Source organism: Paenarthrobacter sp. YJN-5, assembly GCF_015040095.1.
GTDB lineage: Bacteria > Actinomycetota > Actinomycetes > Actinomycetales > Micrococcaceae > Arthrobacter > Arthrobacter ureafaciens.
Window position 1 is genome coordinate 1833766 of record NZ_CP053544.1, and the last position, 23936, is coordinate 1857701.

The 23936-nt window shown below is 65.5% G+C and carries 25 protein-coding genes; 16 read left to right on the forward strand and 9 right to left on the reverse strand.

Features of this window, described 5'->3' with window-relative positions; all coding sequences use genetic code 11:
• Positions 1-145 precede the first annotated feature (145 nt).
• The gene (locus tag HMI59_RS08720) at positions 146-1978 is read left to right on the forward strand and encodes an ATP-binding protein (protein ID WP_227471580.1); all 1833 of its coding nucleotides are present in this window, start codon (positions 146-148) and stop codon (positions 1976-1978) included.
• A 51-nt stretch (positions 1979-2029) separates the two neighbouring features.
• A complete protein-coding gene (locus HMI59_RS25635; RefSeq protein ID WP_227471581.1) occupies positions 2030-2197 on the forward strand; it encodes a hypothetical protein in 168 nt (55 codons plus the stop codon).
• Between the two features lie 77 nt (positions 2198-2274).
• Here the strand turns inward: HMI59_RS25635 and HMI59_RS08725 are convergent, their stop codons facing one another.
• A complete protein-coding gene (locus HMI59_RS08725) occupies positions 2275-2424 on the reverse strand; it encodes a hypothetical protein (RefSeq protein ID WP_193593365.1) in 150 nt (49 codons plus the stop codon).
• 548 nt (positions 2425-2972) lie between these two features.
• Between HMI59_RS08725 and HMI59_RS08730 the strand changes: the two genes are divergently transcribed.
• The 3 genes from HMI59_RS08730 to HMI59_RS08740 all read left to right on the forward strand — a co-directional run bounded on the left by HMI59_RS08730 (position 2973) and on the right by HMI59_RS08740 (position 4536).
• Positions 2973-3179, forward strand: coding sequence for a hypothetical protein (locus HMI59_RS08730; RefSeq protein ID WP_193593366.1), 207 nt, complete (start codon positions 2973-2975; stop codon positions 3177-3179).
• 181 nt (positions 3180-3360) lie between these two features.
• Positions 3361-3942: a hypothetical protein gene (locus tag HMI59_RS08735; RefSeq protein WP_193593367.1), complete on the forward strand. Its 582-nt coding sequence runs from the start codon at positions 3361-3363 to the stop codon at positions 3940-3942.
• Between the two features lie 129 nt (positions 3943-4071).
• The gene (locus HMI59_RS08740; protein WP_193593368.1) at positions 4072-4536 is read left to right on the forward strand and encodes a hypothetical protein; all 465 of its coding nucleotides are present in this window, start codon (positions 4072-4074) and stop codon (positions 4534-4536) included.
• Positions 4537-4643: 107 nt separating this feature from the next.
• Here the strand turns inward: HMI59_RS08740 and HMI59_RS08745 are convergent, their stop codons facing one another.
• From HMI59_RS08745 to HMI59_RS08765, 5 genes are all read right to left on the reverse strand, one after another.
• Positions 4644-5165 carry a hypothetical protein gene (locus HMI59_RS08745; protein WP_193593369.1) on the reverse strand — a complete coding sequence of 174 codons (522 nt, stop codon included), beginning with the start codon at positions 5163-5165 and terminating at the stop codon, positions 4644-4646.
• A gap of 67 nt (positions 5166-5232) precedes the next feature.
• Entirely contained in the window at positions 5233-8721 is a 3489-nt protein-coding gene (locus HMI59_RS08750; protein WP_227471582.1) for a hypothetical protein, read from the reverse strand.
• A gap of 35 nt (positions 8722-8756) precedes the next feature.
• Positions 8757-11042 carry a hypothetical protein gene (locus tag HMI59_RS08755; protein ID WP_227471583.1) on the reverse strand — a complete coding sequence of 762 codons (2286 nt, stop codon included), beginning with the start codon at positions 11040-11042 and terminating at the stop codon, positions 8757-8759.
• Between the two features lie 41 nt (positions 11043-11083).
• Positions 11084-11983, reverse strand: a complete 900-nt coding sequence (locus tag HMI59_RS08760) for a hypothetical protein (RefSeq protein WP_193593371.1) — start codon at positions 11981-11983, stop codon at positions 11084-11086.
• A gap of 252 nt (positions 11984-12235) precedes the next feature.
• Positions 12236-14692 (reverse strand): type IA DNA topoisomerase, encoded by a 2457-nt coding sequence (locus HMI59_RS08765; RefSeq protein ID WP_227471584.1) that lies wholly within the window; start codon positions 14690-14692, stop codon positions 12236-12238.
• Between the two features lie 237 nt (positions 14693-14929).
• Here HMI59_RS08765 and HMI59_RS08770 point away from each other — a divergent pair, with 237 nt between their 5' ends.
• Complete coding sequence (locus HMI59_RS08770) at positions 14930-15421, forward strand: hypothetical protein (RefSeq protein ID WP_193593372.1); 492 nt, start codon at positions 14930-14932, stop codon at positions 15419-15421.
• A 184-nt stretch (positions 15422-15605) separates the two neighbouring features.
• On the opposite strand, the gene HMI59_RS08775 is transcribed toward HMI59_RS08770, so the two are convergent.
• Both HMI59_RS08775 and HMI59_RS08780 read right to left on the reverse strand, forming a co-directional pair.
• Positions 15606-16643, reverse strand: coding sequence for a hypothetical protein (locus HMI59_RS08775; RefSeq protein WP_227471585.1), 1038 nt, complete (start codon positions 16641-16643; stop codon positions 15606-15608).
• Entirely contained in the window at positions 16640-17050 is a 411-nt protein-coding gene (locus tag HMI59_RS08780) for a hypothetical protein (protein WP_227471586.1), read from the reverse strand. Before HMI59_RS08780 ends, HMI59_RS08775 begins: the two co-directional genes overlap by 4 nt.
• 384 nt (positions 17051-17434) lie before the next feature.
• On the opposite strand from HMI59_RS08780, the gene HMI59_RS08785 reads away from it, so the two are divergent.
• The 4 genes from HMI59_RS08785 (at position 17435) to HMI59_RS08800 (ending at position 20051) form a co-directional block, all read left to right on the forward strand.
• Complete coding sequence (locus tag HMI59_RS08785) at positions 17435-17890, forward strand: LexA family transcriptional regulator (RefSeq protein WP_193593373.1); 456 nt, start codon at positions 17435-17437, stop codon at positions 17888-17890.
• 15 nt (positions 17891-17905) lie between these two features.
• Positions 17906-19210, forward strand: a complete 1305-nt coding sequence (locus tag HMI59_RS08790) for a Y-family DNA polymerase (RefSeq protein WP_227471625.1) — start codon at positions 17906-17908, stop codon at positions 19208-19210.
• A 41-nt stretch (positions 19211-19251) separates the two neighbouring features.
• A complete protein-coding gene (locus HMI59_RS08795) occupies positions 19252-19422 on the forward strand; it encodes a hypothetical protein (protein ID WP_193593375.1) in 171 nt (56 codons plus the stop codon).
• Between the two features lie 191 nt (positions 19423-19613).
• Positions 19614-20051, forward strand: a complete 438-nt coding sequence (locus HMI59_RS08800; protein ID WP_193593376.1) for a hypothetical protein — start codon at positions 19614-19616, stop codon at positions 20049-20051.
• An 80-nt stretch (positions 20052-20131) separates the two neighbouring features.
• Here HMI59_RS08800 and HMI59_RS08805 read toward each other — a convergent pair whose 3' ends face one another.
• Entirely contained in the window at positions 20132-20965 is an 834-nt protein-coding gene (locus HMI59_RS08805) for a hypothetical protein (protein WP_227471587.1), read from the reverse strand.
• 327 nt (positions 20966-21292) lie between these two features.
• On the opposite strand from HMI59_RS08805, the gene HMI59_RS08810 reads away from it, so the two are divergent.
• The 6 genes from HMI59_RS08810 (at position 21293) to HMI59_RS08835 (ending at position 23743) form a co-directional block, all read left to right on the forward strand.
• Entirely contained in the window at positions 21293-21943 is a 651-nt protein-coding gene (locus tag HMI59_RS08810) for a homing endonuclease associated repeat-containing protein (protein WP_193593377.1), read from the forward strand.
• Between the two features lie 20 nt (positions 21944-21963).
• Positions 21964-22329: a hypothetical protein gene (locus HMI59_RS08815; RefSeq protein ID WP_193593378.1), complete on the forward strand. Its 366-nt coding sequence runs from the start codon at positions 21964-21966 to the stop codon at positions 22327-22329.
• Positions 22330-22415: 86 nt separating this feature from the next.
• Positions 22416-22703 (forward strand): hypothetical protein, encoded by a 288-nt coding sequence (locus tag HMI59_RS08820; protein WP_193593379.1) that lies wholly within the window; start codon positions 22416-22418, stop codon positions 22701-22703.
• Positions 22704-22901: 198 nt separating this feature from the next.
• A complete protein-coding gene (locus tag HMI59_RS08825) occupies positions 22902-23222 on the forward strand; it encodes a hypothetical protein (RefSeq protein ID WP_193593380.1) in 321 nt (106 codons plus the stop codon).
• Entirely contained in the window at positions 23222-23461 is a 240-nt protein-coding gene (locus tag HMI59_RS08830; protein WP_193593381.1) for a hypothetical protein, read from the forward strand. Before HMI59_RS08825 ends, HMI59_RS08830 begins: the two co-directional genes overlap by 1 nt.
• Before the next feature lie 18 nt (positions 23462-23479).
• Entirely contained in the window at positions 23480-23743 is a 264-nt protein-coding gene (locus HMI59_RS08835) for a hypothetical protein (protein ID WP_193593382.1), read from the forward strand.
• Positions 23744-23936 lie beyond the last annotated feature (193 nt).

Below are 23936 nucleotides of genomic sequence, written 5' to 3' on the forward strand. Positions count from 1 at the left end.
TTGAGCGTAAGCGGAGGCCGATGAGCATACGGTGATCCAAGGGCGCGCGACCGTCACGTTGGGGATCCGGACACGAGGCATGATCAGTTTCAACGTCAGTGGTCGCGGCTAATGTCCATAACATCGAACGAGTGGAGGAGGTACCATGGCGCTGAAGACGTCGCTGGCAGGGCGGGTGCGGAACACGACACTGCCGAAAACCCATGCGCTGCTCCCGCTGCACGAGGCGGTCGTCAACGGCATCCAGGCGATCGACGCGCGGTTCCCCGACGATGCCGCTGGCCGAGGGCGTCTCACTGTCCGGATTCACCGGGAGCGGCAGGGCGCGTTCGACCTTAGCGCGGGCTCTCCTGGCCGCGCCCCGCTCAAGATCATCACCGGCTTCAGCGTCGAGGACAACGGCATCGGGTTCACGCCCGACAACATGACGTCCTTCGAGACGCTCGACAGCGATTACAAGGCCGGTATGGGTTGCCGTGGCGTGAGCCGGCTGCTCTGGCTGGTGGCGTTCGATCGTGTCGAGGTGCGCAGCGCCTACTACGAGGGTGGGACCCTTGCGGGACGTCAGCTCAGGTTCTCGGTCAGTCAGGACGTCGTGCGCGACGACGCGCCCGACGGACTGACCGATGCCGGCAGCTCTGTGTGTCTGGAAGGCTTCAAGAAGCCGTACCAGCAGAGCGCGGCGAAGACGGTTGAGGCCATCGCGCGCGAAATCTTCGAGCACTGTATCTGGTACTTCCTCCGCGACGGCGGCGCTCCCGACGTGTTCGTGTCTGACGACGATGAGACGTTCTCGCTCAAGGACTTTGTCGAAGAGCTCGGGCACTCCGAGACTGCAGCGTCGTTCGAGGTCAAGGGCCAGACGTTCGAGATGCTCAACCTGCGCCTCAAGACCTCGGCCCGCAACGCGACGCCGCGCCTGCACTGGTGCGCCGCGAACCGGGTCGTCAAAGACGAGAGCATCGCGGGGAAGCTGCCGGGCCTCTACGCGCGCATGAAAGACGGCACCTCAACCGATTTCACCTACGTCTGCTACCTGTCCTCGACCTACCTCAACGACCACGTCAGGGCCGACCGCACGGACTTCGACCTGCCGGAGCGCATGGCGGGCGACGCCCTGATCGACGAGCCGACGCTCGACGACATCCGTACAGGCGTCCTGCAGGAGGTCTCGAAGGCGCTGACCGAGCCGCTGGCATCGGCGCGGGTCGCGAGCAAGGAGCGGATCCACCAATACGTGAGCACCAAGGGGCCGAAGTACCGCCCGCTCATGAAGCGCATCGAATCAGCCGGGATCGTCGTGGACCCGTCGATGAAGGACACCGACCTCGAAATGGAGCTGCACAAGCATGCCCAGAGGATCGAAACCGATTTATTGGCAGAGGGCCAGGCCGTATTCGCGGATTCGAGCGGCGACAAGCCCGAAGATTACGACGAGCGCCTCGCCAAGTACCTCGTGACAGTGAAGGATTTCAACCAGTCCGACCTGGCGAACTACGTCGCCCGACGACGAACGACCCTCGACATCCTCGCGAAACTCATCGAGTCGGACGGCAACGGCAAGTACGCCCGCGAGGACCGTATCCATGAGTTGCTCTTCCCGATGCGGCAGGACTCGAACGAGGTCGGGGTCGACGCGTCAAACCTGTGGATCCTCGACGAGCGGCTCGTCTTCCACGACTACCTCGCGTCCGACAAGACGTTCAAGAATATGCCCGTCACGGACGATGCCTCGACGAACAGACCAGACATTCTGGCAACCCGCGTGCTCGAGCCGGACTTGCCCGTGCTCGCGTCCGAAGGGCAGAAGCTGCCGCTGCAGTCGATCGTCGTCGTCGAGCTCAAGCGTCCCATGCGCAATGATGCGACGGCGGAGGATAAGAACCCCATCGCACAGTGCCTCGACTACGTCGCGCGCGTCCGTGAGGGCAAGGCGGCGACTGCAACTGGGCGACCGATCCCGTCGAGCGCGCAGTAGCCGCCGGCTTTCTGCTACGTCATCGCGGACCTGACGCCGACGATGGAACGCATGTGCAAGCTGTCGGGCCTGACCAAGACACATGACGGGCTCGGGTACTTCGGCTACATCGAGCCCTACAAGGCCTACGTCGAAGTCATCAGCTTCGACGGTCTCGTAAATGCGGCCACAGAGCGGAACAGGGCGTTCTTCGATAGGCTCGGCCTGCCGTCGAGCTAGGCGACGATCAGCGATATGCCGCCAAGCACGGCTGCATGTCCGATGTTGTGGGACTTGATCGTGAACACTCCCGTCGATCATTTGTTCCCCTCCAGCAACAGCTGCACGGCCTCTGGCAGTTGCGGTGTTTTGTGCGCGACCGACACCTGGAAGTCGTCGCCTATCTTGAGCACCAATGACACGAGCATTCTGAGGAGCTGGACGTACGACTGCCTGTGCGTGCTCACTTCGCTAGGATCGGCGTTGGTCCCGTGCGCATATGTTGCGGAGGCCGTAGTTAGCCTGCCGTTGTCTTCAGCCTTCTTCGCGTTCTCGGAGCCGGCACGCCATCTACGAAGTGGATTCGGCCGAGTCCCACTACAATGACGCACTGATGACTAGACTTCGGCCTCAACAGAAACTGATGGATCAATGACACCTCGTCCGCGCCGCGCTTGGCAGGCCGCAGCAAAAGCCAAGCAGGAGTCCAAAGAACTAGGACAGCTACACCCCGTTGAACCAGCATCACGCCGCAGCGATGGCTCACCCAAAATAGGTCCAGGCCAGGTTTACGTGGTGAGCTCGGGAAAGGTCTTCCACCCTGCTTGGTGCAACTCAGTGGGCAACGTCTGGGACGACAACCCCAAAAGGCTGCTGGTCGTCCAGGAATCGGGCGTTGGCGGCCGGAAGGCCTGTAAAGCCTGCGACGAACCTCTTCAGGCCTAACTTCGGTCTTGGCCTGCGTTCAGACGGAAGCTCCTGACCAGGTCGACCAGTGCTGATGGACAATGGGCTCATGCCTGCTGCATCCGCCGCCCAGACCACCGTCCACCACCTCTACACCCGTCCCGACGACCTATTGCCCGTCTGCGGTGCCGTTCCCGGTCCAGACGGCCCGGAATGGCACACCGGGCACAGCGCGGACGTCCTCCTGACCTTCGCAGCCGAGAGCCACGCCTGCTGCTCCTTGTGCCTGGAGTTGTCCCTGTCATCTCCTGACTGACATGTGCAAGGTGGTACAGGTGGTACGTGGTCTGCCATACTGGTAGAGAAAACAGGTATGTGAGTGGAAATTCTGCTCAGCCCCGGCTGAGCAGATCGTCCGTCCATGCGGGCGTGGAAAGTCCAGCTTCGGCTCCCGGGCGTGGCCTGGGAACGGGGGCTCGGGGAAACAGTTCTGAACTGTGGAGCCGAGACGCTGGACCTTCCGAACACTCATTGCCTGGACACAGAGCCAGGACGACAGGACCGACCAGAAGGACAAGAAGACCATGGACATCACCAGGCCCGCACACGTGACGCGGACGAAGCTGGCCGCGACCGCTGCGGCCCTGGCATGCGCCGCGCTCGTGCTCAGCGGCTGCAGCAGCTCCGGCGGGGACGGGCGGTACTTCGCCACCTCGGAAGGACAGAACGGCGACATCGTCGTCGTGGACGGTGACCAGATCACCTACTTCGACACCGCCAGCCGCCAGGACCTCGCCTGCCACTCCATCAACTCCGTCCTCGACGACCCGAAGGCGGCCGCGGCGAAGGGAGAGCTCAAGGACGCCTACACCGTCCGCGGCACCGGCAAGATCAACGAGTCCAAGTCCTCCGTGGACTGGACCGAGGCTGGCCGCAGCACCACCGAGACCGGCTCGATCAGCTTCGGCAAGGACAAGTCGACCATGGAGTTCGTCTTCTCCAACGGCGTCAACGACGTCGTGCTCGTGCCCGTCGACAGCGAGCAGGGCAAGGCCGTCAAGACCAAGTACTGCGGCTGAGGAGGCTGACCCCTTGACTGCCCCGAGCGACCTGCAGTACCGGAGCCCCGTGGACCACGCGTCCGCGGGGCTCCGCCTTTTCTCTCCCGGGACGCAAGCATGCGCCGGACAGGATCCAGGAGGTCGGGCATGACGCTCATTGGACCGATCAGGTACTACCAGGGCAGGGTGGCATACCCCAGCGACGAGCAGCTGCGCGCAGCCCGGGCCACCTGGGACTTCGACGACATCCGCCGGCCGACGGACGATGTGGACTGCACGCACATCCAGCTGATCGAAGTCTCCGGCCGCAACGCGGGGGAGCGGCGGCAGCTCGAGGAAGAGAAGCTCGGCAGATTCTTCGACTACATCGGAGACCGTCCCGGCTTCCGGGTGCTCACCCACCGGAAGAAGCCGGACTCGGACACCTCAGCCTTCGTCTCGCACGAAATCGTCTACGTCATCGAGTCCCGGCCGACCAAGGGGTACGTCAAGCTCACCCTGCGTTCGGAGCTGCCGCGCAGCAGGACCTCCGGTACCGTCTCGGACATCTTCAGCGCCGAGGGAATCGACCGCATCTCGCGGATCTTCGACAAGGGCTCCCGGAGGAACTGAGGCAGCTGTTGCAGTGTGGTTGCCGCCTGACGGGAAGAGAGGACCCCGTGGACATCACGTCCGCGGGGTCTTCTTGTGTCTGACTGGCTGGCAAACGAGTATGAGCCCTACAGCCGTCCGCCCTTCAGGCGCAGCGCCCGGTACTCCTCGACCGTTTCCGGAGGTCGTCCATATTTCGGCGCATGGCTCTCGACGAAGTCAATCTCAGCCCAGGTGTCCCGGTGCCGGACCCGAGACCTGGCCAGCACCGCAAGCGCGGTTACGGAAACCACCACGTTGGCCAGCCACCAGAAGATGGCGATGAGGACCGCCGCCTGGACCAGTCCCGGTTCAGAGGAGCCCGTCTGTGCTGCCACGGCCGCCAGGGCCGTTGAACTACCCAAAGCCATGCACCCGAGCAGGAGCCCGGCCACCCAACCCTCCGTCGGCACCCGCCGGCGCGCCAGATCAGCGGGGCTGTCGCGATCGCGGACCAGCCGCAGCGCCTCGCGCAGGAAGCACACAGCAGCCAACGCAGCCAGGCAGTTCACCGCCAGCTCGCGCGCTCCCTCGAGCCACCAGCGCCCCGAGTGCCACCAGCCCAGCGGAAACTCGTCGCGCGCCTTGCCTCGCAGATTCATCCGTTCCATCCTTCCCCCGTGGCAGGCAAAGGGCGGCGCACCCCTTGTCGGAGTGCGCCGCCCTCATCATCAACGATCAGTTCTTCGGGTCCTCAGCCGGCTTCCCCCGCGACACGGGTCCATCCGTGCGCTTCGGAGCCGGATCCGCCGTCCGCCGCGGCTGGACTGGAGGCCGCTGCGACGACTTCGGGGTCGGGGCCTTCGGAGCCTGAGCCGCCGGTGCCGATCGACGTTCGCTGCGTGGAGTCGCCTGGACACCCTGGCTGATCTGAGCGCCTCCGGTAACCCGGCCACCGACACGGGGCTTGGTAGGAGCAGGAGCCGGGGCCTGCGGACGCTGACCGGACTGGCCCTGCGCCTGCGCCGGAGCGCCGGTGCGGGGCTGGAACGGAGCCTGGACCGGAGCCTGCGGGCTGCGGCGCTGGCTGCCGCTGGCCTGCGGGATACCCGGTCCCGCCTGCACAGCACGGGAGCCGGAACCCGCGTTGGCCTGCGGCTGCTGGCCTGCGGCGGCCCGCGTTGCCCGGGTGCCCGGAATTCCCGGGACCGCTGCGACGACGGGGTTCCCCTGTGCGGGCCCGCCGGTACCAGCGGTGAAGCGCGGGCCCTGGCCCGAAGAGGCCGGAGCGGCCTGCTGGCCGGTGCCGAACTGCGTCGGGGCCGACTGGCCGGCGACCGCCTTGCGGCCGCCGCTGGTGCGTGCGCCGCTGTCGGTGCCGCCCGTGAGCCCGTCCCGCTTCTGGCCCTGGCCCGGCTGCCCGGTACCAGGAGCACCCTGAGCGCCGCCAAGCCCGAAGCTCGTCTGGCCGCCGGTGGCCTGGCCGCCCCGCGGGGAGGGACCCTGGCCGGTGCTGTAGCCGAGGTTCGACAGGCCGCCCTTGCCGCTCAGGGTCTGAGCAGTCTCCTTGTCGGAGCGGGAGCTCCCCGCCTTGCCGCCCGTGAGCTGCAGAGGACCGCCCTTGTCGCCGGGACCCTCGGGACCACCAGCGGACGGGCCGCGGCCGCCGCTGTCACCACTACCGCCGGGAACCGGACCGGGACCGGCGGGGCCGCCGTCGGGGCCGGCTTCCGGACCGTCGTTCGGACCGGCGGCCAGGGCCAGTGCGCCCTTCCCGGCAGCAAGCGACTTCTGCTCGCCGTTCAGGCCGCCGGCGTTGGTCGGCGAGCCCTTGCCGCCACCGGGGGTGCCGGTGGGCTTCGTGGCCCCGCTGCCGCCGAGCTTGCCGCCGACGCCGGAGGCGAGCTTGTTACCCATGGCCATGCCCGCTCCGGCCCCGGCTCCCGCAGTCAGCGCGGGGAGCATGCCGCTCTTGTCCGGCTTCGGTGCGGTGTTGGTCTCGAGGAACTTGTCCACCAGCTTGGTGAACACCTCGTCCATCGCCTGCAGCACGACCTTGCGCACCCGCAGGAGCGCGAAGGTGATGCCGATGATCAGCAGCGAGGAGATCAGGGTCAGGATGACCACGATGATCCCGCCGAGCATGCCTGAGCCCCACAGGCCGTCCTGGGACATCCAGGCCGACACCGGTCCGGAGATGATGTCCGGGATGGAGATCAGCAGCTCCGAAACGAACTGGTAGATGAACAGCGTCACCAGTACCTCGAGGATCAGTGCGACGGAGTAGACGATCACCTTGCTGATCGCGGCGATCGCGCCCAGCGTGGCGAACGGCACCGCGGCCACGAGGCTGAAGGTGCGCTTGACCGCGCCCACCAGCATGCCGATGGCGTACCAGAAGCCGAGCAGGACCATGCTGCCCAGGACGACCCCGGCGTTCTGCCAGTACATGAACTTCGCCGGGCCCGTACCGACCTGGCTGACCGCCATGTGGTCCTCGCGGGTCAGGCCGCTGGTGACGTTGTTCGAGCTGTACATCGTCATCGAGTCGGGGCCGAAGCCGGTGTTCAGGTAGTTGTAGGCCGACAGCGCCGACATGTTGCAGGAGACCGGGGCGTTGTCCGCCCAGACCGAGAACCCGCAGCCGTGCTTGGTGCCCTGGGTCGAGAAGCTCGTCGTGTTTCCGCCCGGGTTCGAGGAGGTCAGGCCCTTGCCGCCGACCGCCAGCACCGGGTGGTTGGTCGGGATGTAGTCCGACTCGCCGTGCCCGCCGAAGTTGTCGCTGTCACCGTAGGACTTCTTGTCGATGAACCACTCCTTCTTCACGTCGCTGTTGACCGGCAGGTTGGTGATCGCGCTCTTGATGCCCGACTCGAAGTCCGACGCGGAGGTGATCTGGCCCGAGATGTAGCTGTTGAGCATGCCGAAGGTTTCGCCCACGGCGTTGAAGTCGCCGGCAGGGCTGCCCTCCATGCCCACCAGGCTGTTCTTCCACGCCGTCTCGGCGTTGGTCGCACCGGGGCCCACGCTGATGTCGCGGAAGGTCGAACCGTGAGCCTGCTTGTTGATCGCCAGTGCCGTCGTGCGCACCGACATCATGGCGTTGTTGCTGGCCTGGCCGTTGTCCCAGGCGATGACGGCCTCATCGGGAACAGCGAGGCGGTCGTTCATCATCCAGGCCTCGAAGTCCACGTACGTGGAGAGCACGACGCGGGTCGGGCCGGCGTGCTGGCCCAGCAGCGAGTCATCGAACTTGTCCAGAACGCCGGTGTACATCGAACCCAGCAGCGGAAGGCCCACGCCAATGAAGACGACGCGCACGACGAGCTTCTTGATCGCCGAGCCGCGGTCCATCTTCTTGAACAGCACCAGGCCAAGAATCAGGAACCCGATGAAGAGCGGGACCAGCGCCTCCCAGGCGATGGACTGCAGCAGGCCGTACCAGCTTGCGATCCAGTGCTGCAGGCCCGCCAGGGCACCGCCGCCGGCTTGGCCACCGGTCATCCCGTCGGCGAGGTCCTGCTGGTGCGCGCTGTTCGTATTGCCACCGGAGTCCGCCACGCCGGCGACCGCCTGGTAGAACCACATGAACGGGTTCAGCACCTTCAGCAGCTGGATGATGAGATAGAACAGCGTGCCCACGGCCAGTGCCATTGCGTAGAGCAGCCAGATCGCGCCGCCGCCGATGAGCGACAGGATCTGGCCGCCGATGCCCGAGGACATAGTGTCCAGGCCGAGGTCGGCGTTGGCCGCGCCGAAGTGGGCGTAGTCCACCATGCCGGAGTAGACGTTCTTGCCGCTGCCGCTGGCCGTCCCGTTCAGCGTGTCGTACCCGATGGTCTGCGTGGAGCCCGTCGCCTCGGCGAAGAGCCAGCCGACTACGTTGAAGAGGCTGAATTCGGAGTCGGCGTAGCCGAGCATGTCGCCGCCCGTTGCCGGGGCGGCGGTGATCGCCCGCCAGTCCTCGTTCATCCGGTCCTCGGGCTTGTCCTTGCCTTCGGGGGAGTTCTCCTGACTGAAGTACGTCGAGGCATTCGACGCCAGCTGGTACAGCGAGTAATTGTCGCGGTCCTCGTCGTCGGCGGCGTGCGCCGACGGCGCGAACACCGCCATCAGCAGCGGCACAACCAGTGCCACGAGCAGCGACAGAGCCAGGACGCGCACCAGCACGCCCCGGGCAGTCGCCGCGGCCCGGGCCCGCGCCGCGAGCGTGATGGTCCCGTTCATCTTTCCCTTCCTGACTGTCGTCTCCGTGATGGCCGTCATGACTTGCCCAGCTTCCGCGGGGCCGTCCCGGCCTTCTTCATGGCCTTCCTGCGGTCGGCCCGCCCCACCCGGTCCTCGGAGCGGTCGTCCTCGGACTCGACGCTCTGGCGGGCGCTGGTGAGCTTCGCGCCGGGTGCCGGCTTGTCCTTCATCAGCTGGTCCATCCGGGCCGCCTCGTCGGCCTTGGCGGCCTCCAGGCGAACCTGCCTGCGCTGGGCCTCCCTGAAGGGATTGATCCCCAGCGCGAGGTCGAGGTGGAAGACCACGTTCGACACGTCCCGGCGCAGGTAGGTAAGGTTCTCGCCCTTGGTCGTGATGAGCTGGGCGAGGTCCGGTGGGATCTGCTGGTGCAGCTGCTTCTGGTACTCCGCCACCGTGCGGTCGCGCATCGGCCCGAAGAGCGTGTAGTCCGCGGCGTCGAACTTGTTGAAGTCCGAGTCCACGAGCATCTTGTCCACGTCGTTGTAGCTGTAGACCACGCGGCCGCCGCGCTCGTGCATGTGGTCGAACTGGTCGCGCAGGTACTTCTTGACGCGGTCGTCGACCTGTTCGGTGCCGTGGATCACCACGGTGTCCCCGAGCCCGAGGTTGCCGACGGCGAAGCCGACGATGTTGACCAGCTGGGCCATGGCCACGCCCTTGCCGCGGCGCATCAGCCGCGAGAAGTCGTAGACCACGCGCCGGGCATCCCGGACCCCGTCCACGGCCGATGCCGTGTGGTTGTTGAACAGGTCGCCGTTCGTGCTGAGCATCGTGTTCGCGATGCCGCGCAGCACGTTGTATGCGCGCAGCTGGTCGGGGTCGGTCTTGCTTGAGTTCAGCAGGGCCTTGTGCGCGGTGTCGAGGTACGAGACGAACATCTGCAGCCGCGGGACCTGCTGATGCGGGATGTTGACCACGCGCAGGCGGTGCCGCTGGTTCTTGGCGTTGTGCCGCCACATGCCCTGCTCGACGTAGAAGTCGGTCGCCGTGTCCTCCAGCGCGGAGCGGATGATCGAGCCGATTGCCCCGTCCGTGGTCTCGTAGAGCTGCTCAAACATCAGCTTGAGCTTCTCCATCTGCTCGGCGAAGACCGTCAGTTCGTCGTCCTCGTCGCCGAACAGCTCAAAGGGGTTGACGTCACCGCGGTTCAGGTCCACGCGTGAGGTCAGCCGCTCGAACTCCGGGCCGAGCTTGTCCAGGTCCGCCCCGTCCAGCACGAGGTGGACCACCGAGCCGTTGCCGAGCATGCAGGCCTGCGAGATCTTCGAGCACCACATGTTCGACACACGCTGGCGGTCCAGGTACTCGCTCAGGGTCCCGTCGGCCACCACGACGTGGTGCTCGTAGCGGTTCACGTCCATGAGCACGGCCGAGTTGTTGACGTCGCCGACCATGTAGCCGACGTACTCGCCGCCCCGGTCGTTCAGGCCGTTGGTCACCAGCGAGTACGAACCCGCGAGCTCGGTCGAGGTGAAGTGGAAGCCCTTGCCGCGCTTCTTCTCGTTGTTCTTGAACAGGCCCGAGAGTTCCTGGCGCTGCTCGCCGGCGTACGCCGCCGCCTTCAGCGTGCCGAAGCGGTCGATGTACAGGCGCGTGACGCGGTCGACCGAGTCGTCCAGCGTCTCCAGGTCCGGAGCCTTGAGGAACAGGCGGTTGTGCACCGACAGGTAGCTCGCGCCGTCCTGGATCTCGCCGATGGTGACTTCCAGGTCGGAGGAGATCTTGGCGGCCTTGCGCTTGGAGGAGGTCGTGCCGGTCTCCTCCTGCTCGTTCGCGTCGAGGCGGTCGAGCTTCTCGGACTGCTTGGTAAACGAATCCACCCACTTCTCGTCCATCCGGCGCACCTGCTCCAGGACGACCGCGGTGACGCGCTCGTCGAGCCCGTCCGGGATCCGGTCGATGCCCCAGAACGCGGCGAAGTTGTCGTGCGCGGCGTCGTCGTGGAAGAACGCGAGCACGCACGCCACGGAACCGTCGACCTCGAAGTAGTCGGAGCGGAAGACGTACTTCTCCCGAGGCTTGAGCGCCAGCAGGTGAGGATACGAGTCGAACCGCCCCTCCAGCTTCTTCATCTCCTGGCGGCGCTGCCACCAGTTCTTCTTCGGCTCGGCCACCTCGGCCGGCTCAGCGGCCGACGCCAGTGCGGTCGCCCCGGACGGCTCCGCCGTCCCGCCCGTGGCGGGATCGCCGTCGAGAGCGGCCTCCAGTTCATCCACGCCCGGCGCGGCCGTCGCGTCCCCGCCCCGGGGCTTCTTCCCCGGAATGCCCAGCTGCGCGCGGGCCTTCGTCATCAGCGCCATGTCACCCTTCGTCCTTCCTGTGTTCATCCAGCTCGGCCCGGTCAGCCCAGTGATGCCTTGAGAGCGGGCAGGTCGTCGTCGATGCCCTGGTAGAAGACCCGCAGCATGGGCTCGGTCTCCTCGCGGTCGAGGACCGTCGCCTCCTTGATCATCAGAGCGGACCCCTCGACCTCCGCCTGCAGCACCATGTGCGCCCGGCGCAGGGCGTCCTCGCTCTTGCCCTTGAGCAGCAGGTACTGGTGGATTGAGGTGAACTTGCCGCCCACGTGCTGCGTGAGGATGTCGTACTGCTCGTTCTGCAGTTCAATCAGATCGGGGTCGCGGATCTCGAGAGCGCGGTTGCGGTGCTCGAGCGAGGCCACCTGGTGGTAGATCCGCTGCGGCTCCTTCGTAGTGATGAAGGCCCACTCGCAGTTCGTGTCGATCTTGCGCCAGAAGGCGTCGACCCGGTCCAGGATGCCGATGCGGTCCTCGTCGAAGAGCAGGTACGACGCTGAGCCGACGACCAGGTAGACCTGCCCCTCACCGCCATCGGAGAAGTGGATCCGGCCGTCCTCCTCGATGCCGTCGATGCCGACGATCGAGTAGAAGTCGCTCGGGTCCGAGCTGCGGCGGGTGAAGACGTTGCGTGCCCGGGACGGGGCGTATGCCAGCAGGGCGGGCACGTTCATCGCCCGCAGCTCCTTGGTCTTGGTCATGCCGCCGAAGTAGACGATCAGTGCCAGGCCCCAGATGACGAAGAGCGTGATGAAGACCGGACCCGAGCTCGCCACGAAGGTCTGCGTCACCGCCCAGAGCAGAGCCAGCACGCCCCCGCCGAAGAAGAACAGCTGCTTGATGGGGGAGGGTTTGGCCGCCCAGCCGCCCTTGCTGAGCGTGATCTCGTGGTCGAGGAACGACCTGTTGAGGCTCGTCGGCACCTTGTACGACATCTTCGCCATGAATTTCTCCCTGCTGCCACCACTGATGTGTCTGCGCCTGTCCGAATGCCCTCATAGATGAGGGATACATGATTACTCTACCTTAGATAGACCTATCGAATTGAGCGCGACTGACGCGGAATGGCACCGCCCAACGGACTCGGACGTGTGATCCGATGCCGTCAGGCGGTGCCGCGCTGCGCTGATTCACGTGGACGGGCAGTCTATTAGACTGGACCCCGAATGATCATTCAGAAACAAGTCCGCGAAACTTCAGCCGAAGGAGGGGACGAGCTTCTTCTTGCCGCCCTCGTTCTTCCACTGAAGCTCGGCGTCGAACTTCTTTCCCTTGCTCGAGGTGAAGCCCGTGCCCTTGATCGTCTTGCCCGCGGCCAGTGCCGCGAGCTGGTCGTCGGTGAAGGCAACCCCGCACCAGCTCTTCGGCGGGGAGTCCAGGGAGGCCTCGAAGTCAGGCACGATCTTCTTACCCTCACCCTTCTTCTCCTCGCGGAAGAAGACCTTGCACTGGAAGCGGTTGCCCTTCTTCGAGACGAAGTCGCTGGATTCGACGCCCTCGCCGGCCATGAGGCGGTCGATCTCCTCGGGCGTGAAGGTGTAGTGGCACCAGGACTCCGGCGGCACCGCGTTACCGCTGGCGTCGCGCCGGCCGAAGCCGAGCTTCTGGAACCCGACGAACTTCCGGCCCTTGAAGGTGCTCTCGCCAAGCTCGCCGAAGACCTCGTAGGCCTTGCCTGTAGTGCTCTTCGCCGAAAACTCGATCGTCTCCCCGGCCAGCAGCCGGGCGACCTCGTCGTCAGTGAAACGGTGGCCGCCCCACTCACGCGCGAACACCACATCATTGCCCGTCCTGGCCCAGGTGCCCCGCGCCCGCTCCTTCCGGGTGACGGCCTCCTCCTTGAGCCCCAGTGCGGAGCGCATCGTCGCGGCGTTCTTCTGCATGGTCGCGATGTCCTCGCGCACCCAGTCGGTCACGACCGCGAGGCGCTCCTCTGCACCCGGGCCGGTGCCCGCGGCAATCTCCTTCATATCGGCGTAGACCTTCTCCGTCAGCGCCAGGTCGCCGATCCGGGTGCCCGGCAGCAGCCGCCAGCTCATGTCCCCGGCCTCGGCGAGGGTGAGCTTGCGGCCCTTCTCCAGCAGCAGCGGGTACTTCGTCTTCGTCGAGGTAACCTCGGAGTACGTCGAGGTCCGGGTGGCACCGGTGCCCACGTCGCGCTTCTCCAGCTGCTTCATCAGCCACTTCATGCTCGGGTGCTCGGGGCGCTTGTTCGCACCCTCGAAGACGAAGGGCTCAGCGTTGGTGCCCAGGCCCTTGGCCGACTCGTTCTCGTCGCCCTCGGCAGTGTCGTCGCCGGCGTCCGGATCGAACACCGCCTTCCAGCCCGCCGACAGCGGGACGTTGGCGATGCCCACGAAGTCCGGGTAGTCCTTGACGTGGCCCTTCTGCTGCTCGTAGACGTAGTCCTCGGCGATCATCGCCAGGTAGTTCCTGCCCAGCGTCTCGTAGATCAGGCGGCCGGCCTTGCCGTAACGCTGCTCGACGGCATCAAGAGACGGAGGGACGTTCGGGCCCGGACGGTTGGCACCGTGAGCACCTGTCGGCTTCACGTGGGTCTTCCGCTCAGTCCGGTGCGTGAGGTGCTTGACGTCTACCCCGACAACCTTGGCGATCTGATCGACGTGGGGGAGCAGTTCCTTGAACTGTTCGGGAGTGATCGTCTTGTCCTCGGTCCTGGGATAGGAGACGACGCCACCGGACGGCTTGCCCGAACCACTGAACGGCGTCGTGTCCTCATACATCTTTTGATACGTCGAGAGCACCAGCTGGGCCTTGATCCCCTTGCCGACCAGGAGCGAGGACAGCGCGGCCAGGTCCAGCAGCTTCGGTGGAGCGGTCTGCTTCTTCGCCTTGCCGTCGAGCACCACGGGGGAGGGGCTGTACTGGTTCGGCACCTGGTCCTTCTGGTCGAACCGCGGCTCCTCCGGGTTCGTGTACATCACGTCGTTCTCGTCGCGGAAACGGTTCTGGAAGAACGGCTTCCTGACGTAGTCGTTGTACTCCTTCAGCTGGTCGCCGACGAGCTTGACCATCGCCGACTTCAGCCGGCCCTGGCGCAGCACCGTGTCCTGTCCGGACTGACGGGCCATGTTCGTGGCGATGCGCGTGAACTGCATGGAGAGCAAATCGAACTGGGAACGGTATCGCGCCTTCTTGTACTCATCGAAGTCCAGCAGCGACGGGATCGCCTTGCGGGCTGCGAACGCCTTCTGCAACGACGCCGGGGCCTCGTCGGTGAAGTACATGCGCGACCACTTGCGCGGCTTGAGCCCCAGCTCAAGGAAGGCGTTGACCGCGATCATGCCGCCCTCGCCCGTGGGGTCGACGTCGGTGGCGATCACGATCTCATCGCACTTGCCCAGCGTGCGCTTCACGTCCTGGGCAACAGAGCCCGCGTCCTTGATCACCTCCAGCTTCCAGTCCAGCTGCTGAGGATCCCAGGGCAGGTTGCCCAGGTCCCAGGTCCGGTACTTCTCGGCCGCGTCCGGATCCGCCACCATCCGGTGCGGATCGACGAACTCGTACAGGTGCCCCCGGGCGTGGGCGATGACGAACTGCTCTCCGTTGTACGTGCCGTTCATGCCGCCGAGGGCTGCGGCGAAGTGCCGCGCCGCGCTCGGCTTCTCGGTGAGGATCCCGACAACCATCATGACTCCCTTTCGTCGGTGACTCATAAACCAGCCGAATCATAAATCAGTCATCAGTCTATCGACAGAACGAGTCGAATGGCGAGTCAGAGTGAGTCGCACAGCGAGTCGAATGGGAGCGGCGAGACCCGCGCCGGCACGCCGGTCAGCGAGAGCCCGGATCATTCACGGCGACCCCGGATCGAGGTAACGTCTATAGAGTCGCCACCCGCTCACGCCCGACCCAGGAGCACGAATCCCATGGCCCTCGACCACGCATTCCTGCGAACACCACAGGACTTCAACAGCATGCTTATCGAGATGCAGGAGGGCAGCTGGCCGCCGGACGAGGCCGACGTCATCCGTATTGCCCAGGGATGCTCAATGCTGATCGAGTGCATCAACGCCTGGGAGAGCGCCACGCACGGCAAGAACGTCTTCGACGTCGCCCTCGGAGAGATCTGCACTGCCGATGTGCGGCGGCTTCTCGCCCAGGAAGTCTCACTGAGCTACGAAGGTGACATTGCAGTGTTGCTGGTGCCGCCGGGGGACGAGCGCGTGCGCGTCGAGATCCGTGCCGACGTCGACGAATACCAGGGCCTGCTACGCCGTCCGGAGATGGTCCTGGATTGGGAGCAGGACGGCAAGCAGCACGAGCACTACATTTCACTCAAACCCAAGGGCGCGCACTGGTACATGCTGTCGCAGCTGCGCGACGACATGAAGGAAGGCCGGCTCACCGTCCGGTCCTAGCTCCGCCTCAGCCGCGCCAGAGCCCGAGCGACTCCCAGCCCCTGAAAAGAAAATCAGCCCGCGCCTTGCGGCAACGGGCTGATCGTGATGGCTATAAAGTGGCACGGATCGTCTGTCCATGCATCGCTGATGCTGGACAGCGCTGATCACGGTCCGGAGGTCGGCAGCGCGACGCCGCAGGTGCTCACCGGATCGGCCGCCCTTCCCGCTCGCGCTCGAGCTTCGACTGCTTCTTCGTCGCCTCCCGCACCCGGTCGCGCACAAACACTGCTTCCTTGTGCGTGATCGGAGCCTCGTGGACATCGTGCGAGCCGCGCAGGAAGTTGCTCGTGCGGTCCGCGATCGAATATGCGACTGCCTGCTCGATCGCCGCGCTGGTCTCCTTTACCTCACCCAGCTGCCCGTGCAGCGCGGCCAGGCCCTGGGCCTGCTCACGGCCCCTCCGCTCCAGGGCTTCCATGCGCGCCGCGATGCTGCCCAGCAACGGATCACGGGAGCGGAACAGCTGCGCCGCGCGCCGGGTGGCGGCATCGGTCGCCAGTCCAAGGTCGAGCTGGGCCAGCAGAAAGGCCGTGACCAGGCTTGCCTGGCTCAGCCGCTCGGCGAACTCGCGGGCTGCCGCATCGCTCACTCTGAGCTCCCGAACAGCAGCAGAACGCAGCTGCTCCCGCAGCGCGCCGACCATGACTTCGGGCAGAGCCCGGACGGCAGGCTGGCTCTTCACGCCGTCGAGCCGGAAGCCGCTCTGTGGCAACGACTCGCTGCCCTCGTCCCCTCCGCCGGAGCCGCCCCTGGCCGCCGCAGACTGCACGGCCTCCTGATGGTCGGTGTGCTGGAGCGGGACGGGCGGGAGGAGGTTGGCATCTTCCGGCAGCGACACCGGGAGCGCCACCGGGTGCGCATCGGCGTCTGCGTCGTCGTGCACCTGCGGCGTCGCTGCTGTGTCCACGGCGACGGCGTCGCTCTGGGCCGGGGGAGTGGCGCTGCCTGCTCCCGAGCCTCCCCGCTGGCCGGCACCGGTGTCCCGGTCGAGGTCCCTGGTGCTCTGCTGCGGGGCCTCATCCTTCTCCGGCGTGTCCTGCTCCGGCTCCGCCGGCTGTGCCCGTTCCCAGGCCCGCTTCAGGCCCTCGCTCCCGCCGGTCCGGTACGCATCGAGGAAAGACGTGTCGACGTCCATCAGCTCGTCGGTGGACGGCATGATCTCATTCAGCCCCTGGCTCACGTCAGCTCCCCGTTCTCCTCGTCCAGCAGATAGTTGTCGCCCCTGGTCAGCCCGAGCAGGGAATCGAAGCCCATGGTCACGACCCGCTCGAGGTTGGCGTTGTTCGTCGAAAGCGCCTTGAGCTCGTCGACGACCTGGTTGATGCGCGCGGTGAGCAGATCAGGGATGTCGAAGTCGAGATTCTCGCGCCGGATCTTCTCGGCGATCGCCTCAGCGTAGTACTCGTTGGCGGAGGGGTAGCCGCGCCGCTGCGCCCAGTACTCCGCCCGCTGCTTCTCGTCCGAGGACAGGCGGGTGAAGACCCGCTCCCTGCGGTCGCTGCCGTTCTGGTCGGTGCCCGGTCCACCGGACCTGGTCGCAGCGCTCGCAGCGGGAGGCGCAGCCTTCGGCTCGTCGACGACGGTCATGTCTGGCCTCTCCTGTCATATTCGACCGATGTACGAGTCCATTCTAACTTCATTCGAATGCCTGTCACGAATGATTGGGCAATGACTTCTGATAGATATTTGCGGAGCGATTAAGCGGAGGAGTAGAGTCATCTGCGTCACCCGGTCAGTGCCTGATCGCGTGCCCCCCCAAAGGGCGGCCCCGGGTCCTCGGCCCCAAGGCCGGGGCCGCTGAACGTTGGTTCGCACCTCTCGTTCGTGCGAAAAAACGAGGCCCCGGCACGCACGAAGCGCACCAGGGCCTTTTCCTGCGTTGACCACCCAAGGACTCACGCTGCGTTGCTCGTCATCCCTGCTCGGGCGTACGATGAGCTATCGAACATATGTTCGAAAAAGGAAGTGGACATGCAGGCCTCGCAGCCAGAACCCTTGGCGCTCACCGAGCCGCTGATGCTTCCGCTCGCACCGGAAGCGGTTGCCTGCGGCTTCCCCAGCCCGGCAGAGGGATATTGGGCCGGTGACCTTGATCTCATTCAATACATGGTCCGCGACCCGACCTGTACATTCATCTGGCGTGCAGCCGGCCATTCCATGACCGGAGCCGGAATCAATGACGGCGACCTGCTGCTCGTGGACCGAGGGATCGATCCGGTTCCGGGCAAGATCGTGATCGCCGTCGTTGACGGCGAATACACCGTCAAACGGCTGGACGTCATCCGGGGACGCGCAGTTCTCCTGGCGGAGAACCTCGACTATTCCGACATCGTCCTCCATGAACACACAGAGATGACGGTGTGGGGCGTGGTCACCTGGATCCTGCATGCTCCGAAAATCAGGCGCGGTGTCAGACCCCGCCGATAGTCTCCGGCCGTGGCAATGACTATTCCGACCCCAGCACCCGATCAGATCGCTCTCGTAGACTGCGTCTCCTTCTACGCCAACGCCGAGCGAGTGTTCGATCCCACGCTGGGAGACCGGCCGACTCTGGTCTTGTCCAATAATGACGGCTGCGTAGTCGCTGCGTGCCCGTTGGTGAAGGCGCTGGACCCCGACATCATGGGCAAACCGTGGTTCAAGATCCGCGGTTGGTGCCAGGCCAAAGGTGTTGCGGTCAGATCATCGAACTATGAGCTGTATGGATCGCTAAGCTCCCGGGTAGCCACCATTCTGGGCCGCTTCAGTGCCTGGCAGGAGGTGTATTCGATTGACGAAAGCTGGCTGAAACTCCGGGGAACTCCTGACGAGCTCGAACCACTGGGCCAGGAGATCCGCGGAACTGTCCTTCAGCTCACCGGCATCCCCGTTCGTGTGGCGATCGCTCCCACGAAAACCCTGGCCAAGGTCGCTGCCCTCGGCATCAAGAAAAACCCGGATTTCGACGGCGTGCTCGACCTCCGGCGCTTTCCGGAAGAGCAGCTTGACCGGATCCTCGACTCACTTCATGTCACGGACCTCTGGGGCGTCGCTGGCCGTAGTGGCAAACGCCTTGCCGGGCTCGGCATTCATACCGCCAGGGAGCTGCGCGACGCTGATGCCAAATGGCTCCGCAAGCGGTTCTCCGTCGTCATGGAGAGGACAATCCTGGAGCTCAGGGGACAGAAATGCATCGAACTGGAGACTCAGCCGCCCGCCGCCAAAGACCAGCTCATCTACTCCCGCAGCTTCTCTCGGAAGCTCACGAACCGCGATGAGATGCACCAGGTGCTCTCGATCTACGCCCAGCGCGTTTCAGCCCGGCTGCGCGCGCAGAAATCCGTCGCCGGCGTGCTCTCGGTCTGGGTCTCTACCGGCTGGGCCGACGAAAACACCGTTCCTCATTCTGCGCACAAGGCGGTGTCCCTGGTGGTGCCGACAGATGATCCGATCGTACTGACCAAGGCTGCCTGTACCGTCCTGCCGGATCTGTTTCCGACACCCGGCATCCGCTACGCCAGGGCCGGCGTGGTGCTCACCGGACTGCGCCCGGCCGTCGGTGTCCAGCTGCTGCCGGTGTTCCAGCCGGAGACCGAGACCCGGGGGATCGGCGCGGTGCTCGATGACATCACCAGGAAGTTGGGCCGGGACGCCGTCGGAGTCGGTCGCGGCGGACTGAAGACGCCGCAGGATTGGGAAATGAAGCGCGCCATGCTCTCAAAGCGATGCACGACGCATTGGGACGAGCTGCCCGTCGCGGTGGCATAGGCGACCCGGCTCATCAATGAAGCGATGGGAGAATGGCCTCCATGGAAGTTATCCTCGCCATTGGCCCGATCGCTGGCACCGACAACGACGACGACCCCTCGCTGTATCAACGGGTATCGGCCAGTGCCGACAGCTATGAAGCCGCGCTGACCCTGGCCCGCGAAAAGGTGCCTGAAGGATTCCGCATTCTCAACATCCGCACGGATGAATAAGGTCGGGCACCGAGAAGGGATCTGTGACGGTGGAACCTAGACCGCCTCAGCTGCTCGGATGCAGAGAAGGCGGGGCCGGTACTGACCGAAACACCCTAATTCCGAGATCCTAAGCTCTCAGAGCGGACCAAACGACGTTCTTGAACCTATGAAGCATGGGCCTCCCGGCTGAACTCTGCAAGAATCACGGCATGGTCGACCGCACTGCGTCCGATGAGCACTACGTGCTTGACCTGTGCGATGGCGTCCTCGGCATGAGCAGCTGTCGCCAAGCGACGTTCGATTGGCTCCGCGGCGACCCGTCCCCTTTGCGCCCCCTCGGCACCAAGCTACCCGTGGACGGCTTTTGGTCCGATCTCAAGCTCGTCGTCGAGTTCCAGGAGGAGCAGCATTCGAAGCCCTCGCCGTTCTTCGATCGGCGGCAGACCGTCTCTGGTGTTGGTCGCGGCGAGCAACGCCGCCTCTACGACGAACGCAAGCGCCTTCTTATCCCCGAACATGGATTGAAGCTCGTTGTGATCGAGAAGTCCGCATTCGTCGTCAAGTCACGGCGGATCCGGCGCGACCCGACGAGGGACATCGCTGTTGTACGCGAGCACCTCGGCAAAGCGCGGCTAACAATGCTCTAGTGCCGACATCGGTATAAAAAGAAGAACCGGTGCGCACGCGCACCGGTTCTGCTGCTTGATCAGACTACTGCAACGGCTACTCAGACCTTTGTGTTGGCCGTGCAGTCCACGAGTGCCGAGGTGAAGTCCTTCGACTTCCAGATGTTCTTGTCCTCGTCCTTCGGCAGGAAGTCCGAGATCGATCCGGCCCCCAGTGGTGCGCCGCCGGCGAGGAAGCGCAGCGTCTCCTGCGAGAACCCCGCCTGGAAGACGACGCCCGCCAGGCACTCGCCCGAGGCTGCGTAGGTCTTCTTCTGGTCCTCGTTCAGCGCGTAGGAGGAGAACATCGAGACCAGCCCCGCGGTCAGCTGCGTCGAGGAATTGATGCTCGTGCCCTGCGGCACCGGGAACTTCGGCGTGAGGTCCGGTTGCCGGGCCTGGGGGAGCTCCTGTCCCTGCTTCGGCGGCGAATAGACCTGATCCTTGCCGTCCTTGCTTGTCGTGGCACCCGGGGCCGGGGTCGGCGGGATCACCGCGTCGACGCAAGCGTCGAACTTCTCGCGCAGCTCGGGGGAGAGCATGATCGCGGCGTCCATCTCGCTCACCTCGCGCAGGCCATTTGCCACCGCGGCGATGTCGTCGCTGCCCTTGACCACGATGTAGGCCTGCGCGGCATCCGAGAGCTTCTTGTCCTGGACTGCGCGGACCAGGCACGCGCCGCCGTCGGTGCTCTTGGCCCCGGTGCCCTGGAACACGAGCCGGTCCAGCGCCTTGCCGAGGTCCCCGCTGGTCACCTTCGCTGAGCTAGTGCTCGGGTTCGGCGACGGCTGCGCCGTCTCTGAGCCGGCGGAGCATCCGGCGAGCAGGCTGCCCAGCACTGCCAGCGCGGCGGCAGACATTGCCGCCTTCCTCGTCATCGGGGTCTTCATCGCCATGGCCTCTTTTTTCGGATCGATGTCTGCGCCGGATGGCACAGAGCCCGCATCCGACTGGTCTTCCAGTACATCTTATCTGATAGACCAATCGACTGATCTATCGGATGACGCGCGAAGAGTGACACAAAAGACGACTGACAGAAGGTCTGTGCCAGGCTCTGGCGGTGCCTGGTATCGCCAGTGGTCATCTGGGCTGGGAGGGATCAACGGAGTTGATCCGGCCGGGTGCTCGACGCGTCCCGAGCGCGTCACCCGGTCCCTGGGTGGGCCGGGTCGGGACGGCATGCCGCGCCCGGACTACGCCGACCCGAGAGAGAGGGACCGCCAATGCCCCGGACGCCTGTGCCGACGGACCTGATATCGCGCTGCCAGATCGCGGACCCGCAGGTGCAGGAGCACCTGCCGTGCCAGCACCACGACAGCGGCGGCGTGCAGTGCGAGAACCCGGATCCGCACACGGACGATCACTGGATCTCGGAGCACACAATTTCCCACGCGCTGGCCGGAAACTGCTACGCCTGCATGGCATTCGACCCCGCAGAGCCGGCCGGAGCCGTCCAAGGGCCTGTCCGGACCTACACCGAACAGCAGATGGTCGACGCGCTCCTGCGCTGCGCCGCGGACAGGGACAGCCTCCCGCGCAACGACTACATCCGCCGCAGACACGACGACGAACCGTCCGCGCCGCTGCTGGAGCGCCGGTTCGGCTCCTGGAATGCAGCCCTGGAGAGGGCGGGCCTGAATACCACCGAGCAGCCGCTGCACTTCCAGGGCGCGACGACGAAGTGGACCGAGGAGATGATCCTCGACGCCCTGCGCGAGTGCTGGATCAAGACCGGCTCCATCGCCGTGCTTGCCTACGAGGCCTGGCGCACCGGCGGCACCGACGGCATCTGCCGGACCCATGTCCCGCCGGCGGCCACCATCCGGTTCCGGATGGGCAGCTGGTCGCGGGTCACGCAGCTCGCCGTGGGCTGAGCCCGGCGGCCCTGGCGCGGGTGGCTGCCATCCCGCTCATCCCACTGACCGCATACAGACCAAAGGACTCCATCATGACCATCGCCCGCCCCCTCCATGGCGTCATCGACGACGCACCGCCGTCGGACGCCATCGCACAGCAAATCCACCTGCAGGCCGCCGCTGCGCTCATGCCCGAACAGGAATGGTGCGGCGGCTGCACCCCCGAGGACGATCCGGTGCCCGACGTCGAGGGCGGCATCCCTGGCATGCCGCAGGACGTCGTCCGGCGCACGACGGAGCCGCTGCCGCTGCCCGAGGACTGGAAGGCCGCCTGGGGCCCGACCCCGCTCTACGACATCGCCTACCTCGCCTGTGGGCACACCGTTGCCCGCCGGGCCGCCTGACCCGGGGCAGGGATGCAGCGACGCAGCGCAGCTGCGCCGGGGGATTCATCGACTGAACCATCGACCAACGAAGGAGCGTCCCGCTCATGCCCATGACACCACTGCAGAGCTGGGCCCTCGTGGTGCTGCTCTTCGTTTTTGTGCTCGGGCTCATCTGGCTCTACGCCGAGGCCGAGGCTGCGCTTCGGCGCAGACATAAAGACAAGGCGGCAGCACAGCAGCAGCAGGCCGAGGAGGCAAGCAGCCCACTCGTTCCCATTCCTGTACCCACCGCCCGCCCGACCCTTCGTCTCATCCAGGGGCAGGGTCAGGGCTCCGCGAGGTCCCGTCGCGGTCCCGCCGAGGTCTACGACTGGGCCCAGCGGGGACTCTGACCAGACCCCTTCCGGCCCCTGGCCTTCTGCGGGGCTGAGTCGGGACCCCTTGCGGCCCAGCGCCGCACCACGAACAGCCCCGGACCGTCGCGAGAAGCGCCGGACGTCCCGTTCCTGCCACACCGGCAACGAAGCCACGGCGGCCCGGGGTCAACAACCATTCACCTGCGCCTGCAGGTATCGAAAGCGAGAAGAACCATGGACCGGACCACCGCAGTGCCCACCAGCAGGGACAACGTCGCCGTCGACTTCGGCGTCATCGAACTCACGGGCACACTGCACCACGACGACGCACAGCGCACGCTCGTGCTCCTGACCGACGAAGGACCCGAGCGGATCTCAGTGAACCTCGAGGCCTACGGCCTGACAACCGGGCCGGGGCGGTTGTTCGTCAAGGACTGGTCGGAGCATGCCGGTCTGGCCGAGCGCCTGCAGGTGGCGGGGTTCGTGCGCATCGTTCGTTCCGTCGCCGTGGGGCCGTTCGCCTCCATCGCCCACGAAGTCGAGGTGACGCTCTGATGACCACGGACACGCAGGCTCTGGTTTTCCTGAAGGAGACCACCGGACACCTCGAGCAGATCGAACATCTCCAGCGCCGGCTGCTCGCCCTGGGCGAAGAACAGCTGGAGGTCGAGCGCCGCCAGCTTGAAGCCCAGGACACGCAGAACGTCCTCGCCTGGCTGCAGCTGCAGCAGGCCCAGGGGCATACACCCGACCCGACGCTCGTGGACCTGGTCCGCGGGCGGCTGCGGGTCTGAGCAGGCAGGAGGAATGCCATGGACAACGTCATCGAGAGCGCCGGAATCCTCATCACCACTCTTGCCTTCATGCTCTGCCTCGCGTGGCTGGGCTGGTCGCTCCTCCGGCGGCGGTTCCCGAACCGGGACGGTCACATCGCGTACCTGGAGCAGGACTACCGGCGGGCCTGCGAAAGCGGAGATGTGGCCTCGGCCGATCAGATCGAGGCTGAACTCTGGAATCTGGAGGCAGCACCGGGCTGGCCGGGGACCGGGCGTACCGGGCTCGATCAGCGCAGCTGATGCGGGACCCGTGGTGCAAGGGTCTCCGGGATCAACGCAGTTGATCCGAAAGGAGCACTGAGGAGCGCTCGATCAGCACAGCTGATCCGAGTCTTAATTCGAAAGATCATCGTCTGATCAGCACAGCTGATCCGGATGGGGGTCTGAGAGACAACCGAACACTTCAACTCACCATCACGCGCGGAGCAGGGAC